The sequence below is a fragment of the Ornithinimicrobium humiphilum genome, from assembly GCF_006716885.1.
Classification (GTDB): Bacteria; Actinomycetota; Actinomycetes; order Actinomycetales; family Dermatophilaceae; genus Ornithinicoccus; species Ornithinicoccus humiphilus.
Map to the genome: position 1 here is coordinate 693,387 of NZ_VFPU01000001.1, position 15,944 is coordinate 709,330.

18 protein-coding genes are annotated in these 15,944 nt (G+C 73.4%); 7 read left to right on the forward strand and 11 right to left on the reverse strand.

Features of this window, described 5'->3' with window-relative positions:
* Position 1 precedes the first annotated feature (1 nt).
* The 3 genes from FB476_RS03145 to pheA all read left to right on the forward strand — a co-directional run bounded on the left by FB476_RS03145 (position 2) and on the right by pheA (position 3,344).
* Positions 2-583, forward strand: a complete 582-nt coding sequence (locus tag FB476_RS03145) for an arsenate reductase/protein-tyrosine-phosphatase family protein (RefSeq protein WP_202876884.1) — start codon at positions 2-4, stop codon at positions 581-583.
* Positions 584-948: 365 nt separating this feature from the next.
* Entirely contained in the window at positions 949-2,373 is a 1,425-nt protein-coding gene (locus FB476_RS03150) for a sugar transferase (protein WP_170233507.1), read from the forward strand.
* 50 nt (positions 2,374-2,423) lie between these two features.
* Entirely contained in the window at positions 2,424-3,344 is a 921-nt protein-coding gene (gene pheA / locus FB476_RS03155; RefSeq protein WP_141817490.1) for a prephenate dehydratase, read from the forward strand.
* A gap of 46 nt (positions 3,345-3,390) precedes the next feature.
* Here the strand turns inward: pheA and FB476_RS03160 are convergent, their stop codons facing one another.
* The 3 genes from FB476_RS03160 to FB476_RS03170 are packed head-to-tail and all read right to left on the reverse strand — an operon-like array spanning position 3,391 to position 5,311.
* Positions 3,391-4,059 (reverse strand): GDSL-type esterase/lipase family protein, encoded by a 669-nt coding sequence (locus tag FB476_RS03160; RefSeq protein ID WP_238329527.1) that lies wholly within the window; start codon positions 4,057-4,059, stop codon positions 3,391-3,393.
* Positions 4,060-4,072: 13 nt separating this feature from the next.
* The gene (locus FB476_RS03165; RefSeq protein WP_141817492.1) at positions 4,073-4,246 is read right to left on the reverse strand and encodes a DUF6104 family protein; all 174 of its coding nucleotides are present in this window, start codon (positions 4,244-4,246) and stop codon (positions 4,073-4,075) included.
* 9 nt (positions 4,247-4,255) lie between these two features.
* A complete protein-coding gene (locus FB476_RS03170; protein ID WP_141817493.1) occupies positions 4,256-5,311 on the reverse strand; it encodes a GNAT family N-acetyltransferase in 1,056 nt (351 codons plus the stop codon).
* Between the two features lie 62 nt (positions 5,312-5,373).
* Between FB476_RS03170 and FB476_RS03175 the strand changes: the two genes are divergently transcribed.
* Positions 5,374-6,075: a M50 family metallopeptidase gene (locus FB476_RS03175; protein WP_141817494.1), complete on the forward strand. Its 702-nt coding sequence runs from the start codon at positions 5,374-5,376 to the stop codon at positions 6,073-6,075.
* A gap of 38 nt (positions 6,076-6,113) precedes the next feature.
* Here FB476_RS03175 and FB476_RS03180 read toward each other — a convergent pair whose 3' ends face one another.
* Complete coding sequence (locus tag FB476_RS03180; protein WP_141817495.1) at positions 6,114-6,398, reverse strand: WhiB family transcriptional regulator; 285 nt, start codon at positions 6,396-6,398, stop codon at positions 6,114-6,116.
* Positions 6,399-6,528: 130 nt separating this feature from the next.
* Between FB476_RS03180 and FB476_RS03185 the strand changes: the two genes are divergently transcribed.
* Positions 6,529-7,758, forward strand: coding sequence for a saccharopine dehydrogenase family protein (locus FB476_RS03185; RefSeq protein WP_141817496.1), 1,230 nt, complete (start codon positions 6,529-6,531; stop codon positions 7,756-7,758).
* On the opposite strand, the gene FB476_RS03190 is transcribed toward FB476_RS03185, so the two are convergent.
* Entirely contained in the window at positions 7,721-8,620 is a 900-nt protein-coding gene (locus FB476_RS03190; protein ID WP_141817497.1) for a universal stress protein, read from the reverse strand. The two genes, FB476_RS03185 and FB476_RS03190, sit on opposite strands and share 38 nt — an antisense overlap.
* On the reverse strand, positions 8,617-10,119 hold the full coding sequence (locus FB476_RS03195; protein WP_141817498.1) for an amino acid permease: 1,503 nt from the start codon (positions 10,117-10,119) through the stop codon (positions 8,617-8,619). Before FB476_RS03195 ends, FB476_RS03190 begins: the two co-directional genes overlap by 4 nt.
* Before the next feature lie 101 nt (positions 10,120-10,220).
* Between FB476_RS03195 and FB476_RS03200 the strand changes: the two genes are divergently transcribed.
* The gene (locus tag FB476_RS03200) at positions 10,221-10,679 is read left to right on the forward strand and encodes a hypothetical protein (RefSeq protein WP_141817499.1); all 459 of its coding nucleotides are present in this window, start codon (positions 10,221-10,223) and stop codon (positions 10,677-10,679) included.
* A gap of 57 nt (positions 10,680-10,736) precedes the next feature.
* Positions 10,737-12,026 (forward strand): MFS transporter, encoded by a 1,290-nt coding sequence (locus FB476_RS03205; protein WP_141817500.1) that lies wholly within the window; start codon positions 10,737-10,739, stop codon positions 12,024-12,026.
* A 28-nt stretch (positions 12,027-12,054) separates the two neighbouring features.
* On the opposite strand, the gene FB476_RS03210 is transcribed toward FB476_RS03205, so the two are convergent.
* The 5 genes from FB476_RS03210 to FB476_RS03230 all read right to left on the reverse strand — a co-directional run bounded on the left by FB476_RS03210 (position 12,055) and on the right by FB476_RS03230 (position 15,940).
* On the reverse strand, positions 12,055-12,672 hold the full coding sequence (locus tag FB476_RS03210; protein WP_141817501.1) for a hypothetical protein: 618 nt from the start codon (positions 12,670-12,672) through the stop codon (positions 12,055-12,057).
* Positions 12,673-12,802: 130 nt separating this feature from the next.
* Positions 12,803-12,997: a hypothetical protein gene (locus tag FB476_RS03215; RefSeq protein WP_141817502.1), complete on the reverse strand. Its 195-nt coding sequence runs from the start codon at positions 12,995-12,997 to the stop codon at positions 12,803-12,805.
* Positions 12,998-13,228: 231 nt separating this feature from the next.
* On the reverse strand, positions 13,229-13,864 hold the full coding sequence (locus FB476_RS03220) for a LuxR C-terminal-related transcriptional regulator (RefSeq protein WP_141817503.1): 636 nt from the start codon (positions 13,862-13,864) through the stop codon (positions 13,229-13,231).
* Positions 13,861-15,042, reverse strand: coding sequence for a sensor histidine kinase (locus FB476_RS03225; protein ID WP_141817504.1), 1,182 nt, complete (start codon positions 15,040-15,042; stop codon positions 13,861-13,863). The genes FB476_RS03220 and FB476_RS03225 overlap by 4 nt, the downstream gene beginning before the upstream one ends.
* Positions 15,032-15,940 (reverse strand): type II secretion system F family protein, encoded by a 909-nt coding sequence (locus FB476_RS03230; protein ID WP_238329723.1) that lies wholly within the window; start codon positions 15,938-15,940, stop codon positions 15,032-15,034. The genes FB476_RS03225 and FB476_RS03230 overlap by 11 nt, the downstream gene beginning before the upstream one ends.
* Between the last annotated feature and the right edge of the window lie 4 nt (positions 15,941-15,944).

A 15,944-nucleotide genomic window follows, 5' to 3' on the forward strand; every position in this document is an offset into this window, starting at 1 on the left:
CGTGGACGACGGCGCGATCCTTCTGGTCTGCACGGGCAACGTGTGCCGCTCCCCGCTGCTCGAGCGGCTGGTCGCGAAGGCGCTCGACGAGCGCTTCGGGGCGGGCGCCGTGCCGGTGCGCTCGGCGGGCACCCTGGGGCTCGTCGGCCAGCCGATGGACGAGCGGGCCGCGGCGGTCCTGCGCGACCTGGGCGGCGACCCCGACGGCTTCGTGGCCCGCCGCCTGACGGAGCCGATGATCAGCTCGGCCTCGCTGGTCCTGACGGCCACCCGCGAGCACCGGGCCCAGGTCGCCCGCATGCATCCGCGGGCGATGAAGCGGGCCTTCACCTTCCGCGAGCTGGAGCACATCCTCACCCACCTGCCCGACGAGGCGCTCCCGCAGGACACCGACCCCCTCGAGCGGGTCGCCGCCCTGGCGCGCACCGCCACCGAGCACCGGGGCCGGCGCCGGCCTGCGTCGCCCGACGACCTCGACATCACCGACCCGTTCCGTCGCGAGGACGCCGTCTACGCGCTCATGCGCGAGCAGGTCGCGGGGGCGCTCCCGGCCGTGCTGCGCGGCCTCCTCGGCCCCTCCTGAGCCGGGTCCCGGCCGGGTCCTCCCGAGCCGCCCCGTCGTGCGCCTCCTCGGCCCGCCCGGGCGACCGCCGACCGGGATGTTCCGGGCGGGTAGGGTGCCGCCGGGTCAACCTCTGGACCCAATTTCACCCGAAAGGGTGGACAGGGACGGAGACGTCCCCTAACCTCTGCAAGGTAAAGAGAAGGTAAAGACTCCCTGGTAACTAGCGATGGTTGGCAGGGGCTTTGCAGATGGGACCTTTCTTGACCGCATCAGTGGAGGTCTCGCGTGGGCCGGGGGGACGCGCGGACAAGATCGGGACGGGGGCGGCCAGCTCCCCTTCGTCATTCGTCATGCCCGATGCCTGGACGGCGTCGGGCGGTCGCGTGCAGCACCATGCACGTCGCTACCTCGACCCGTACCTGCGGGCCGTGCGCCTCGTCGACCTCGGGGCCGTGGTCCTCGGGGTCGGCGCCGCGCAGCTGCTGCGCTTCGGCGTCGAGGAGCGGATGCTGCACAGCATGTACGGCACGGTCAGCTATCTGACCGTGACGATCGTCCTCGTCGTGGCGTGGATGCTGTCGTTGCAGCTCCACAAGGCCTACGACGGCCGGCTCGCCGGTCACGGCGTGCAGGAGTACCGCCAGGTGTTCTCGGCGACGACCTCGCTCTTCGCGATCCTGGCGATCGTCGCCTTCGCCTTCAAGCTCGACTTCGCCCGCGGCTACGTGCTCGTGGCCTTCCCGCTCGGGGCGGTGCTGCTGCTCGTCGGCCGCTACCTCGCGCGCCGGTGGCTCGTCGTGCAGCGGCGGCTGGGCCGGCTCTCCGACCGGGTCCTCCTGGTGGGGGACCGCGACCACGTCGCGAGCCTCGTGGTGGCGCTGCGGCGGACGCCCGACGCCGGCTACAACGTCGTGGGGGCCTGCGTGGACAACGCCCGGGGAGAGGTCGAGGGCGTGCCCGTCCTCGGCCCCGAGTCCGACGTGCTGGTCCGCGCGATGGAGCACGACGTGGACGTGGTGGCCGTCTCCTCCTCGGCCGGGCTGGGGCAGGTCGGGCTGCGGAGGCTGGGCTGGGCCCTCGAGGGCCGGGACGTCGACCTCGTCGTCGCGCCCGGCATCATGGACGTCGCCGGGCCACGTGTGCTCACCCGCCCCGTCCAGGGGCTGCCGCTCATCCACGTGGAGGCTCCGGACTTCTCCGGGCCCCACCTGGTGCTGAAGAACGTCTGCGACCGCATCGCCGCGCTCTTCCTGCTCGTCCTCCTCGCACCGCTCATGCTCGTCGTCGCCGTGTGCGTCAAGCTCGAGGACGGCGGACCGGTCCTCTTCCGCCAGAGCCGGGTCGGCCACGAGGGCCGCACCTTCTCGATGTGGAAGTTCCGGAGCATGGTCGTCGACGCCGAGGACCAGCTCCCGCGGCTCATCGGCCTGTCCGACGCGTCCGGCCCGCTGTTCAAGCTGCGCTCGGACCCCCGCGTCACCCGCACCGGGTCGATCATCCGCAAGTTCTCCCTCGACGAGCTGCCCCAGCTGGTCAACGTGCTGCGCGGCGAGATGAGCCTGGTCGGCCCGCGCCCGCCGCTGCCCCGCGAGGTGGCCGCCTACGAGACCGCGGCCCGTCGCCGCCTGCTGGTCAAGCCGGGCATGACCGGCCTGTGGCAGATCAACGGCCGCAGCGACCTCTCCTGGGACGAGGCGGTCCGCCTCGACCTCTACTACGTCGAGAACTGGACCCCGCTGCTCGACGTGATGATCCTGTGGCGCACGCTCCAGGTCGTCCTCCGCCCGGGCGGCAACGGCGCCTACTAAAGCCGGCGGGCGGTCCCCGCCCGCCGGCCCGGCCCGGCTATCGTGCCCAGGTGACCCGAATCGCCTACCTCGGCCCGGCCGGGACCTTCACCGAGCAGGCCACCCAGCAGTGGGCCCCGGAGCACGCGGCCGACGCCTGGCCCGCGCCGAGCGTGCCGGCCGCGATCACGGCGCTCCGGGAGGGGCGGGTCGACGCGGCCGTCGTGCCCTTCGAGAACTCCGTGGAGGGCTCGGTCCCGGCCACCCTCCAGGCGCTGCTCGACGGCGGCGACGACGACGGGGTGCGCATCACGGCCGAGGTGCACGTCGAGGTCCAGTTCTCGCTGCTGGTGCGTCCCGGCACCGGGCTCGAGGAGGTGCGCACGGTCGCCTCCCACCCGCACGCCTTCGCCCAGACCCGCGAGTGGCTCGCCGCCACGCTGCCGGAGGCGCAGCAGGTGCCGGAGGCCTCGACCGCGCGCGCCGCCCAGGCCGTGGCGGAGGGGCTCTACGACGCCGCCGTCGCGGCGCCCGGTGCGGCCGAGGCCTACGGGCTGGCCTCCGCCGCCGCCCGGATCGCCGATCGCGAGGGCGCGGTCACCCGCTTCGTCGTGCTGCGGACCGACCGTTCGGTGCCCCCGCCGACCGGGAGCGACCGGACCACCCTCGTCGCCCTCATCTGGCAGAACCAGCCCGGTGCGCTGCTGGAGCTGCTCGAGCAGTTCGCCACCCGGGGCATCGACCTGAGCCGCCTGGAGTCGCGACCCACGGGCGAGGGGCTGGGGGAGTACTGCTTCTGGATCGACGCCGACGCCCACCTCGGCGAGGCTCGGATGCGCGAGGCCCTCACCGGCCTGCGACGCACCTGCCGCGACGTGCGCTTCCTCGGCTCCTACCCCCGCGCCGACGGGCGCCCGGTGCAGGTGCCGACGCACGCCGACGACACCGCCTACGCCGAGGCGCTGCGGTGGGTGGAGGGCCTGGAGGGCTGAGCTGGCCCGCCCGGCGAGCCCCCGGGAGCGGAGGCCGCGACCCGGCTCAGCCGGCGTGCTCGCCGAGGCCGAGCCAGGCGGCCCAGCCGCCGTTGAGCACCAGCCAGGCGATGAGGCCGTAGCCGGCCTGGCCCGGGTGGACCGTGTCGCCGGCCGCCAGGTCGGACTGCCACTGGTCGTGACCCTCGAGCGGGGCGAAGCAGTCGACGTAGGGGACCCCGCGGCGCGCGCAGACGTCGGCCTGGGCGTCGGCGAGCACCCGCAGCCGGGCGTTGACCTCGGCGTCGAGCGTGGGCGTCGGGCCCACGACGAAGGTGCCGACGCCGGTCGAGCTGGCCTCGTCGAGGACGTTGGCCAGGTTGAGCCGGGAGCGGGCAGTCGTGATCCCCTGCGCGACGTCCTCGGCCCCGACACCGACGACCAGGCGGCGCTCGCCGCGGCCGGCCCAGCGCGGCGGGCACTCCGCGCGCCAGCGCGTCATGACGTCGGCCGAGCTCGCGCCCCGCACGCCGAGGTTGTAGGAGGACAGGGTCGCGTCCTCCTCCAGCGGCGTACGCCCGACGACCCGGCTCACCCAGCCCAGGGCCTTCGGGTCGCCGTAGCCGGCGACGAAGCCGTCGCCGACGAAGCAGAGCCCGATGTCACGGGGTCCGTCGGCCACGACGAAGTCGGCGCTGGGGGTGTACTCGATGCCGGTGGGCTGCCCCTGGGTCACGTGGTACCTCTTCTCACTCGTCGTCGTCATCGCGCGCCAGCCAGGTGGCCAGGCGGTCGACCGGGACCTCGAACTCCGGGTGCAGGTCCACGAACGTGCGCAGCTGCTCGGCGAGCCAGTCGAGGGTGACCTCCTCCTCGCCGCGGCGTGCGGCGAGCTCCTCGATCCCGCGGTCGGTGAAGTACACGTCAGCAGGCTATCCCGCGCGCTGGGCAGAACCCGGCAGGGACAGGGTCCGGTGCCAGGACTGCGTCGCGTAAGAAGTCTTCCAGCCCATCGACAGGTAGAGGCCGTCGGCCCCGGTCGGGGAGGACGCGTCCACCTCCAGCCCGACGGAGGCCCGGCCCCGGGCGGCCGCGTCGGCGATGACGGTGCGCAGCAGCAGCTTGGCCACCCCGCGCCCGCGAGCCCGCCGGTGCACGCCGATGTACTCGACGTAGGAGCTGTCGGGTCGGGCCCTGCCGTGCTCGTCCACGCGCCCGGTCACCGTGGTGGCCACCAGGGCACCGGCCGGCTCGCCGTCGACGGTGGCCAGCCACCAGTGGTCCCAGCGGTGGCCCGGGTCCTCGCGCAGCCTCCCGACGAACTCCTCGAAGGTCTCCCGGTAGGAGTTGAAGTGGTCGGCGAAGGACTCCTCCAGCACGAGGTGCACGGCGCGGAGGTCGTCCTCGTCCGGCAGACCGACCCCGTCGTCGCGGCGCACCCGCCGGATCTCCACCCCCTCGCGGGGCGTGGGCTGCTCCGCGTCGGTCCCGGGGTCGACCGGTCGGGTCATCTGCCACCAGTCGCGCACGTGCTCGTAGCCGGCCGCGGCCAGCCAGCGCTGCTGGCGGGGGTCGTCGGCGAAGGCGCCAGAGTCGAGCTGGGTGCGCTCCAGTCCGCGGCGGCGCAGCACCTCCCGGCCCAGGTCCTCGGCGCGGCCGAAGCCGTAGGCGGCGAGCCGGTCGGCCAGGTCGTCCGGCAGGTCGGGATCCACGGTGACGCCGACCAGCACCCGCCCGGCGGCCCGGTCATGGCAGTTGATCCACGCGCGCAGCACGCCGTCGGCGTCGCGCACGGCCTCGTGGAGGTGGGTGCTGGCGCCCCGGCCGGTGACCTCGGCGGCCACCGTCTCGCTGTCGGCGCCCGGCCAGCCCCGGGCCTCCCGCTCGTGGCGACGCAGCAACCGCACCAGGTCGTCGATCTCGTCCACCCCCGGCGCGAGCGCGGTGAGTCCAGGGGGGAGTGCAGGTCCGTCGGCGCTGGCGGTCATGGGGGCATTTTTCCAGATCAGGGGCTCCGCCACCTCCCAGGCGGGGCTGCTATGCCTGGGCGGTGCTCGTCGACCTGTGGCAGCGCGCCACCGCCACGCAGCCGCCCCTGCCGACGGGCGGTGCGCTCGTGCTGGCCGCCGTGGCGCTCCTGGTCGTGCTCAGTCCGCTCGGCTCCCTGCTCGTCCGTCACGTCGTCACGCTCGTGCACGAGGGTGGCCACGCGATCGTGGCCGCCCTGGTCGGGCGGCGCCTGCACGGCATACGCCTGCACCGCGACACCTCGGGGCTGACGGTCTCGCGCGGGCGGCCGAGCGGCCCGGGCATGGTGGCCACCGTCGCGGCCGGCTATCCGGCACCGGCGCTGGTGGGGCTCGCGGGTGCGGCCCTCACCGGCCAGGGGTATGCCGCGGGCTGGCTCTGGCTGCTGGTGCTCGCCTGCGCGGCGCTCCTGCTGCTGGTCCGCAACCTCTTCGGCCTGTGGGTGGTCCTGCTCACCGGAGGTGCGGTCGCCGCGCTGTCGTGGGCCGCGCCGCCGCCCGTGATCGGCGGCGCGGCCCACCTGGTGGTCTGGTCGTTGCTGCTGGGGGCGCCGAGGGGTGTGGTCGGCCTGCAGCGTGCTCGCCGTCGAGGTGCGCGCGACAGCGATGCCGACCAGCTGGCCCGGCTCACCGGCGTGCCCGCAGGGGTCTGGGTCGCAGGCCTCTGGCTGCTCTGCCTCGCCTGCCTGGTGCTGGGGGCCACGCTGCTGCTGCAGCCGCGCTGACCGTCCCCGGCGCGTCGTCCCGACGGGTAGGTCGTGGATCAGGCGCTGGTCATCCGCGCCTGCGCGGCGTAGTACTGCTCGCGGTCCTCCTCGGTCATGCCACCCCAGACGCCGTAGGGCTCGCGCACCCGCAGCGCGTGCTCGCGGCACTGCTGGATGACGGGGCAGGACTCGCAGATCGCCACGGCCCGCTGGTCGCGCCAGCGCCGCGACGGACCGCGCTCGCCCTCGGGGTGGAAGAAGGTCTCGGGGTTGGTCGTACGGCACAGGCCGCGGAACTGCCACTCCCACAGGTCCGCGACGGGCACTGGCTCAGCAGTCATGATTTCTCCAGGTCCGGTGAACAGGTGTGACAAACCCAAACAGAGGTTGGTCAGGATGGCAAATCGAAATGACACCGGCCTCGTCGTCGCCTACCGTGCGAGGTCCCGCCGGGCGGGGCAGCATGGGTGGATGAGCCGCGAAACTGACCTGACCCTCTTCGGTGCCACGGGCTTCGTCGGCCGCCTGGTCGCCGATCATCTGGCCTCCTCTGCCCCTTCTGACGTGCGAGTTTGCCTCGCAGGTCGCTCGGACGAGCGCCTGCTCCGAGTACGGGACTCGCTCGGGCCGGCCGCCGCCGACTGGCACGTCGCGGTGGCCGACTCGGGGGACGACGAAAGCCTGCGTCGGCTCGCAGCCCGGTCCCGCGTGGTGCTGTCCACAGTTGGTCCATACCGGCGTCACGGGTTGCCCCTGGTGCTCGCCTGCGCCGAGGAGGGGACGGACTACGCCGACCTCACGGGGGAGACGACCTTCGTCCGCGAGGCCGCGGACCGGGCGCACGAGACCGCCCGCCGCACCGGGGCGCGGATCGTCGTGTCCTGCGGTTACGACTCGATGCCCTCCGACCTGGCCGTGCACCTGCTCCACCGCGCGGCCGAGGAGACCGGCGCCGGCGGGCTGACCGACACGACGACGTTCGCCCGGGCCAAGGGCTCCCTGAGCGGCGGCACCGTGGACTCGATGCGGCTGATGCTGGCCGAGATGCGCGAGGACCCGGAGGTGCAGCGGCTCCTGCTCGACCCCGAGGCGCTCTCGGGAGGGGTGCCGGGGGCGCCCGGCCAGGAGGACGTCTGGAAGCCCTTCGTCGAGGCCGGCACCGCACGGTGGGTGGCCCCCTTCGTCATGGCGTCCTACAACACCCGCGTGGTGCGTCGCTCCCACGCGCTCCGGGGGCGGGCCTACGGGCCCCGCTTCCGCTACCGCGAGGTGGTCCCCACCGGGAAGGGGGTGCGTGGAGCGGTGCGGGCCGCCGGGATGGTCGCCGGCACGGGGGCGCTCGGCCTGGCGCTCGCCACCCCGGGTCTGCGCCGTCTGGTCGACCGCGCCCTGCCCGCGCCCGGGGAGGGGCCGAGCCAGGAGCAGCGGGAGCGCGGCTGGTTCGAGATGGAGACGCGCACGACCACCGAGGACGGACGCGAGCTGGTGGCCACCGTCGCCGCCTCCGGCGACCCGGGGTATGCCGCCACGAGCGTGATGCTCGGTCAGGCCGGGCTGGTGCTCCTCGCGACGCGACGCGACGGCAGCGCGGGCGAGGGCGGTGTGCTGACGCCCGCGGTGGCGATCGGCGACGAGCTGGTCGAGGCCCTGCGGGCGCAGGGCTTCATCCTCGAGGTCGGACCCGCGCCGGCACCACGATGACCGGCACCGGCGAGTGGCGCAGGATCTTGGCGGCGCTCGAGCCCAGGAAGACCCGGCTCAGCAGGTGCGTGGAGCTCGAGCCCACGACGAGCACGTCGCCGCGCTCCCACTCCAGGCCGTCCATCGCTCCGCCCCACGAGCGGCCCACGGCGACGTGCAGCTCGGGGGCCTCGATCCCCAGCTCCAGCAGGCGCTCGCGGGCCCGGGACTGCTCGGAGCGGGCCGTCTCGACCCAGGTCCGGAGCACGAGGTCCTCGGCGCCGCTGACCCTCGGGGGGTACATGGTGCGGCCCCGCACCGCGAAGGTCACCACACGCACCCGGGCGTCGTTGCGCAGCGCGATCTGGGCGACCTGCCCCAGCAGCGCCCACGTCGGGTCGTCGCCGCGGAAGGCCAGCGTGATGCGCCGCACCCGGCTCCCCGGCTCGGCCTGGTAGCCCCTGGGGGCGACCGCGACGGGCACGGTGCTGGAGTGCAGGAGGCGGTCGGTCTTGCTCGTCAGCCCGATCTGGCCGTGGGAGACGTCCTCGCCCGAGCCGACCACGATCATCCCCGCGCCGAGGGCCGTCGCCTCCCCGATGAGCACCTGGGGCACCGACCGCCCCGACACCCAGGTGGCGCGGGAGGGCACGTCGGGGTGCTCGCGCAGGTAGGAGCCCGCGTCGGCCGCCGCGCGCTGGCCCTCGGCGGCGGCCCAGCGCTCGAACTCGCGGTCGGTGTCGCCGGCGGTGGGGGTCGGCCACCCCTGGGGCACGACGGTGAGGGCGACGACGTCGGTGCCTCCGGAGCGCGCCAGCTGGCAGGCGAGGTCGAGGGTGCCGAGGTCCGACCGGTGCGGACCGTGCCCGACGAGAACCGTCATACCCGCTCGTCCTCCTCGTCGCCGCGCGACTCGGCGAAGTCCTCCGGGTCGTCCGTGGTGTTGAGGGCCGCGTGCCGCCGGCCGTAGACGAGGTAGAAGGCGACGACGACCGCCAGCCAGCCCAGGAAGACCATCCAGGTCAGGACCGGCAGCTTGATCACGATCCATCCGCAGATGAGGATCGTGAGGACCGGGGTGACCGGATAGCCGGGCACGCGGAAGGGTCGCTCGAGGTCGGGGTGGGTGCGGCGCAGGATCATCACGCCGGCGGCGACCGCGGAGAAGGCGACCAGGGTGCCGATCGAGACGGTGTCCCACAGGTAGTCCGCCGGGACGAAGCCGGCGATGAGCGCGATGACGACCGAGGCCACGATCGTGGTGAAGGTCGGCGTGAGGGTGCGCGGGTGGACCTTCGTGAAGCGGCGCGAGATCAGCCCGTCACGACCGATCGCGAAGAGGATCCGGGTCTGGCCGTAGAGGGTCACCAGCGTCACCGAGAAGATCGAGATGACCGCGCCCGCCGCCAGGATGGTGCCCCAGACGGTGGTGCCGGTGACGTCGTTGAGGATCTGCGACAGGCCCGCGCTCTGGGCCGGCTCGGTGGAGAACCACTCGGTCTCCTTGGCGGCGACGCCCGCGAAGGCCACGAGGATGTAGACGCTCGTGACGATGATCAGCGCCCCGATGATGGCCCGGGGCAGGGCCCGCTGGGGGTCCTTGACCTCCTCGCCCGCGGTGGCGACCGCGTCGAGGCCGATGAAGGAGAAGAAGATCGTGCCGGCCGCCGCCGTCATGCCCCCGATGCCTGAGGCGAAGAAGCCGGAGAAGTGGTCGGCGGTGAAGCCGGTGAGCGCGACGATGACGAAGAGCAGCAGCACGCCGAGCTTGATGAGCACCATGATCGCGTTGGCCCGTGCCGACTCCGTCGCGCCGCGGATGAGCAGCAGCATGCAGAGGAAGACCAGGACGACGGCGGGCAGGTTGACGAAGCCCTCGGCCGTCGCGCCGTCGCCGTCGGGGACGAAGGAGGCGGTGATCGCCGTAGGCAGCTCCACCCCCGTGGTGGAGACGATGAGCTCGCCGAGGTAGCCGCTCCAGCCCACCGCGACCGCGGCGGCCGCGACGCCGTACTCCAGCAGGACGCACGCGGCGATCGCCACCGCCGCGAGCTCGCCCATCGCGTGGTAGGCGTAGGAGTAGGTCGAGCCGCTGACCGGGATGGAGCTGGCCATCTCCGCGTAGCAGAGGGCCGACAGACCCGCGGCGAGTCCGGCGATGAGGAAGCTGACGATCACGCCGGGCCCGGCGTCGGGCACGGACTCGCTGAGCACGAAGAAGATGCCCGTGCCGACCGTGGCCCCGACGCCGAACATCATGAGCTGGAAGGTCGTGAGCGTCCGTCCCAGCTCCTCGCCGGGGTGGTGGTGCTTGCGGAAGACGATCGGCTTGCGCCGACGTAGCTGCTGTCCCAGTGGCAGGTCGACCTGCTGCGATGCCATGCGCGCCCCCTGGAGCCGACGGTGGCGCGAACCTACTCCTGCCCGTGGGGGCCTGCAACAGGTAGAGGGCCTCGGTCGAGGAGCGCCTAGCATGCTGGACCATGAGGACGTTCGGGGTGGGACAGGTCCGGTATGCAGAGAGGTCGAGCCGCAGGGCGTGGGGGATCCTGCTGGGTCTGTGCCTCGTGTCCTGGCTGGGACTGGCGTTCCTCACGCACGGCGGGTGGATGCTGGCGACCCTGCTCGTGGGGATGCTGGGCGGCATCGCGGCGCTGACGCTGTGGAGCGTCGACCACTACGGCCAGGTCCTCCTGACGGTGTCCCACCTGCGCGTGGGCCGGGAGCGCATCCCCGTGTCCGACATCATCCCCGCCTCGCTGGAGCCGCGGGGGCACGGCGTCGATCCGCGCGGCGAGATCGCCGGCGGCGCCTTCGACACCACGATGGGGACGGACACGATCCGCTTCGTGCGCCGGGACGGCCGGCCCGTCCAGGTCGCGAGCCGACGTCCCGACGAGCTGCACCGGGCCCTGGAGTCGGTGCTGGCCGGATGGCTCTGAGTGGGGGCTCCTGACGGATCCGGCCGACCCACCGGGCACTCGCCGGTGATCCGGCTCATGCTCGGCGCGAGCGCGCTGACGACCCTGGGGGCCATCCCGCCCTTCCTCCTCGGCGCGCAGGCGGTGCTCGTCAGGGGCGACCTCGACTTCGGCGCGGCCGGGCTGGGGGTGGCCGTCAGCGCCTTCTTCGCCGTCGCGGCACTCGTCACGATCGCGGCCGGAGGGCTCTTCGACCGGATCGAGGTCGCGGGAGCCCGGCTCGCCGCGGGTCTCCTGGTCGGGTGCGGTGGCCTGGGAATCGCGGGCCTCGCGCACGACTGGACGGGGCTGGTCCTCGGCATGGCCGTCCTCGGCGCTGCCAACGCGACCTGCCAGGGCGCCTCGAACCGGACCATCGCCACGTTGCTCCCCGCCGGGCGCCGGGGGCTGGGCTTCGGTCTCAAGCAGAGCGCCGTCCCGGTCGCGGTCATGCTCGGCGGCCTGGCGGTCCCGACCATGACGGCGCTGCTGGGCTGGCGCAGCACCTTCGTCGTGACCGGGAGCGTCGGTCTGCTGGTCGCGCTCGTCGGTGTCGTCGGACTGACAAGGTCCTGGTGGGCCGCGGGGCGTCGGGACGCCTCGGCGCCCACTTCTTCGGCACCTGGTGCCCCCGCCCGGGGTGACGCGTCCGCCCGCACCGTCGTCGACCGGGCCCCGTGGGGGCCGCTGCTCCTCTGCGGGCTGGCCACCACCTTCGCCAGCGCCTCGGCGAACTTCCTCGGTTCCTATCTCGCCAGCTGGGGGCACGAGGTCGGTCTGACCGTCGGCCAGGCGGGTCTCCTCATGGCTGCCGGGTCAGGCGCGTCCGTGGTCGTCCGGGTGCTCATGGGGGCGCGGGCCGACCGGAGGTACGGCGGCAACCTGACGATGGTGACGACCCTCATCATGGTCGGGGCACTGTGCCTGACCATGCTCGCCCTCGTGCCCCGCATCGAGGTGGTGGTGGTCTTCGGCTTCCTCGCCTTCGGCCTCGGGTGGTCCTGGCCCGGCCTGATCCTCTTCGCCGTGGCCCGGATCGGCCGGGACGCCCCGACGCAGGCGTCGTCGGTCGTGCAGGCGGGCGCCTTCGTCGGGGGTGCGCTGGGTCCGGTGAGCTTCGGCGTGCTCGTGCAGGTGCTCGGCTTCCGGGGAGCGTGGCTCGCGGCCGCGGTCTCGTTCGCGATCTCGGGAGCCCTCGTGCTCGGAGCCCGCCGGGGCTTCCGGCGCGACCTGGTGTCGCGGCCCCCGGCGCGTCCTCTGGGCTTCGGAGGAGGCCGCGGGGTGCCGAGGTTCACGACGCCGGTGCCCCGGGCCGAGAGACGGGACTGACCCGGGCGGTCGCGCCCGGGTCGCTACGTCACTGCGTCAGCTGCGGCTCGATCAGAGGGTTGATCTGCATCCAGGGCTGGACGAAGTAGCGGGCGCTCGCCACGACGTAGAGCAGCCCGATGCGGTGTCCGTCGCACCGCATGAAGGTGTAGGTGACCCCGGTGACCGGCGGGATGAAGGCCGGGTCGATCTCGCAGTCCGAGAGGTCCAGGTCCCAGGTGGCGCGTGCGGACTTGCGGCTGTCCCGGGCCCCGTCGAGCGGGACGTTCGCGCGGGTGGTGACCTCCACGTCGCCCCAGCGCAGCATCCGGCAGCTCTCGAGGGAGGCGTCGTTCTTGCTCGCGTAGGTGGCCGCGGCGGTGCGGACCAGCGCGGGGCAGCCGCCGGTGCGGCGGACCATGGTGCGCAGCTCGGCCTCGGTGCTGAAGCCGGTCGCGAAGTAGAGGGCGCCGGCCGGGTCGAAGGCCTCGGCACCGGCGAGGGCCGCGGCGTCCGCGGCGTTCTGGTTGCCCTGCGCGCTGTTGGTCGCCACGGCGAGCCCGGCGATGCCCAGCACGACCGAGATCGTGAAGATCATCGAGATGAAGATGAGCCCCAGGTTGATATGCCCGGACTCCTGCCGGCACTGCTCGTCGAGCTGCGTCACGGCCTGCTCCCTCCCCGTTGTCATGCCCGTTCCCGCGTGAAACACTGTCCGCCCATCCTCTCGGTGGGACGCGGCGGAGGGGCCGGACGTCGTACCCGTCCGACCCCTCCGTCTGCTCGTGCCCCTCGGGTCAGCTGAAGGAGCCCTTGCCGGTGACCGCGTCGACGGCCGACTGGAAGACCTCGTTGATGGAGGAGCTCCAGGTCGGCGCGGTGGCGGCGAGCAGGGAGACGATGACGACGGCGACGATGATGACGCCCAGGTACTCGAGGGAGCCCTGACCGGACTCGCGGTCGAAGCGCTTGAGGAAGGTGCTGATCTTCATGGGTGTGCCTCTCGGTCGGTCCGGGTCCCCCCGGCTGCTGTCGTGCTGACATCACTAACGCTAGGTGCGCCGAGCGCCTCGAGGCAGGGCCCCAGGGCCCATCCTGGGCCCAACTCCGGCAGCCCTGCCGGGTGGGTCCGCAGCCTCTGGGGGCAGCGGGTACCGCCCCGGCTGACCTGCGGCGCAGCGGGTCCGGGGTGGTGCGGGGGAGGGGTATGAGGTGGGGCCGGCTCAGGCGTCCTCGGTCGCCCCGAGCCACCAGCTGACGGCCTGGGCCCGACCGGTGACGCCGAGCTTGGCGAAGATCCGGTTGATGTGGTTCTTGACGGTCTTCTCCGACAGGAACAGCTCGGTGGCGATCTGGCGGTTGGACCGGCCCTGGGCGATGAGGGTCATGACCTCGACCTCCCGGGCGGACAGGTCGTGGTCGGTGCGCACCTGGCTGCGCTGCTCCTCCTGGGCCAGCGCCACCACGGCCGCGGGGGAAAGGGTGCCGACGCCGCGGGCGGCGCCGCGGACCGCGGCCTCGACGTCGGCGGGCTCGAAGGCGCCGTGCACGAGGTAGCCGCAGGCGCCGGCCCGGATCGCCGAGCGGACCACGTCGGGGCTGTCGCTGTAGGTCAGCATGACCACCTTGGTGCTCGCGCTGATCACCTCCGCCGCGGCGACCCCGTCACGCCGCGGCATGCGGACGTCCAGGAGCGTGACCGTCGGCTGGAGCCGGCGCACCATCTCGACCGCGTGGTCGCCGTCCCAGGCCTCGCCCACGACGTGGATGCCGTCGAACTGGTCCAGCAGGGCCCGGATGCCCATCCGCACGATGGCGTTGTCGTCCGCGACGAGCACGCTGATCGGCTTGTCGGTCATGTCGCTACCTCCCTGTCGACCGTCGGCCACCGGGCCTCGACGGTGGTCCCCGTGCCCCGGGTGCTCGTGATGCTGACGGTGCCTCCGAGGCGCTCCGCGCGCTCGCGCATGCCGCGCAGGCCGAAGTGGCCCTGCCGCTCCTTGGCGGCCGCGTGCCGCGGGTCGAAGCCGCGGCCGTCGTCGCGCACCGTGAGCACGAGTCCGTCGTCCTCGGTGCGCAGCCAGACGTCCACCGAGGTGGCCTCCGCGTGACGCTCGACGTTCTCCAGCGCCTCGGCGACGATCGAGACGACCTCGGCGGCGCACTCGGGGGGCAGGTCGGCGATGCCGTCGACGGTGGTGCGGACCTGCCGCTCGCTCGTGGCGTAGGTGCGCGCCAGCTCCCCGATCTGCTCGGCCAGTGGTCGGTCCACCTGGTGGCGTCGCAGGGCCCGCAGCAGGGTGCGCGACTCGTCGGCGGCGACCCGGCTGGCGTTCTCGATCTCCCGGGCGATCGGCACCACCTGCTCCGGCTGCTTCGACGCCGCGGTCTGCAGGGCGGAGGCCGCCAGGCTGATGCCGTTGACCGTCTTGCCGAGGGAGTCGTGCATCTCGCGGGCGAGCCGGGCCCGCTCGGCCTCCGCGGTGAGGCGGACGCGCTCGGCCATGATCATGTCGCGCGAGCGCTGCAGCTCGACGAAGGCGTGGCGGATCGTCCAGCCCAGGCCCGTCGAGCCGACCAGCGCCGCGGTCACGCCGAGGACGCCGCCCGTGGACCAGGGGTCGGTGCTGCGCGAGCTGAGCACCACGACGGCGCCGAGCACCATGATGAGGCCGGGCAGGGCCAGCCACGGGGTGAGCGTGAGCCCCAGGATGATCGCGGACACGGCCAGGACCAGGAGGGCCAGGTCGGCGGGCCAGTCGAGCGCCAGGTGCAGCACGATGACGAGCAGGTCGAGGCCCGGGATCGCGGGGTGACGGAAGTAGGCGCGGACGAAGCGGTCATCGAGCATCGCCCAGCCGCTGATGATCGCGGTGAGCAGCATGAGGAAGGCCGCCCCGGTGCTCTCCGACGGCGAGAGCGCGGCCGTCAGCGAGCAGGCGAGCAGGCGGAGGGCGAAGAGCGACCGGCAGACCTTGAGGTAGCTCGGGTCGCGCAGCACCTGGGGGACCGGGGTCCGCTGCCTCTCAGAAGCCACCGAGGATCGATTCCAGGTCGATGTCGAAGTCCATGCCGAAGAAGGCACCGACGAGGATGAGCACCAGTGCCGCGGGCACGAGGATCGTCGACCCCACGAGGGTGACCCGCGGTGCCGCCTGACCGGCCTTCTGCCGCAGCCGCTGGGCGTTGTCGCGCCGCATGTCCAGGGCGATCTGGTTGAGGGTCTCGGCCAGCGGGGCGCCGAGCTCTTCGGCCTGCAGGAAGGCGCGGACGAAGCGGTCCATCATCACCGAGGTCGACCGGTCGCGCATCTGCTCGAAGGCGTCGCGCACGCTCGCGCCGTGCAGCAGCTGGTCGAGCGCGAGGTTGACGTCCTCGGCCAGCGCCCCGCCGAAGCGGGAGGCCACGCGGCGCAGCGCGGGCCGGAAGGCGATACCGGCCGTGACGGTGACGGCGAGGATGTCGAGGAAGTCGGGCAGGTCGGCGTCGATCTCCTCGCGGCGCCGGTTGGCGACCGCGGCCAGCCCGGACACGGGCATGACGAAGGACAGGACCAGGACCAGCGGCGCGAGGAACCACAGCCCGTTGAGGACCAGCAGGACCGACAGCGGGATCATCAGCATCAGCCATCCGCCGACGCGGCGCAGCACCGAGTCGACGGTGATGCCGCGAGGCCGGCCGGCGTAATGGATGAGGCGGCCGAGCCAGCGCAGCGGCGCCCCGGCCAGCAGCCGGCGCAGCACCGGCACCAGGCGTCCTCCGAGGCGCTCGAGCAGCGACAGCTGGCCGCGCGCCTCGCGCTGCCGCTCCTCCTGGAGCAGGCGCAGGTCGCCGGCGTCGAGGCCCTCGACGACGTCGCTGCGCACCATGCGCAGGCCGGCGAGGAAGATCAGCAGGGCCAGCAGGGCCCCGAGGGCGGGCAGGCCGGGCAGCATGTCG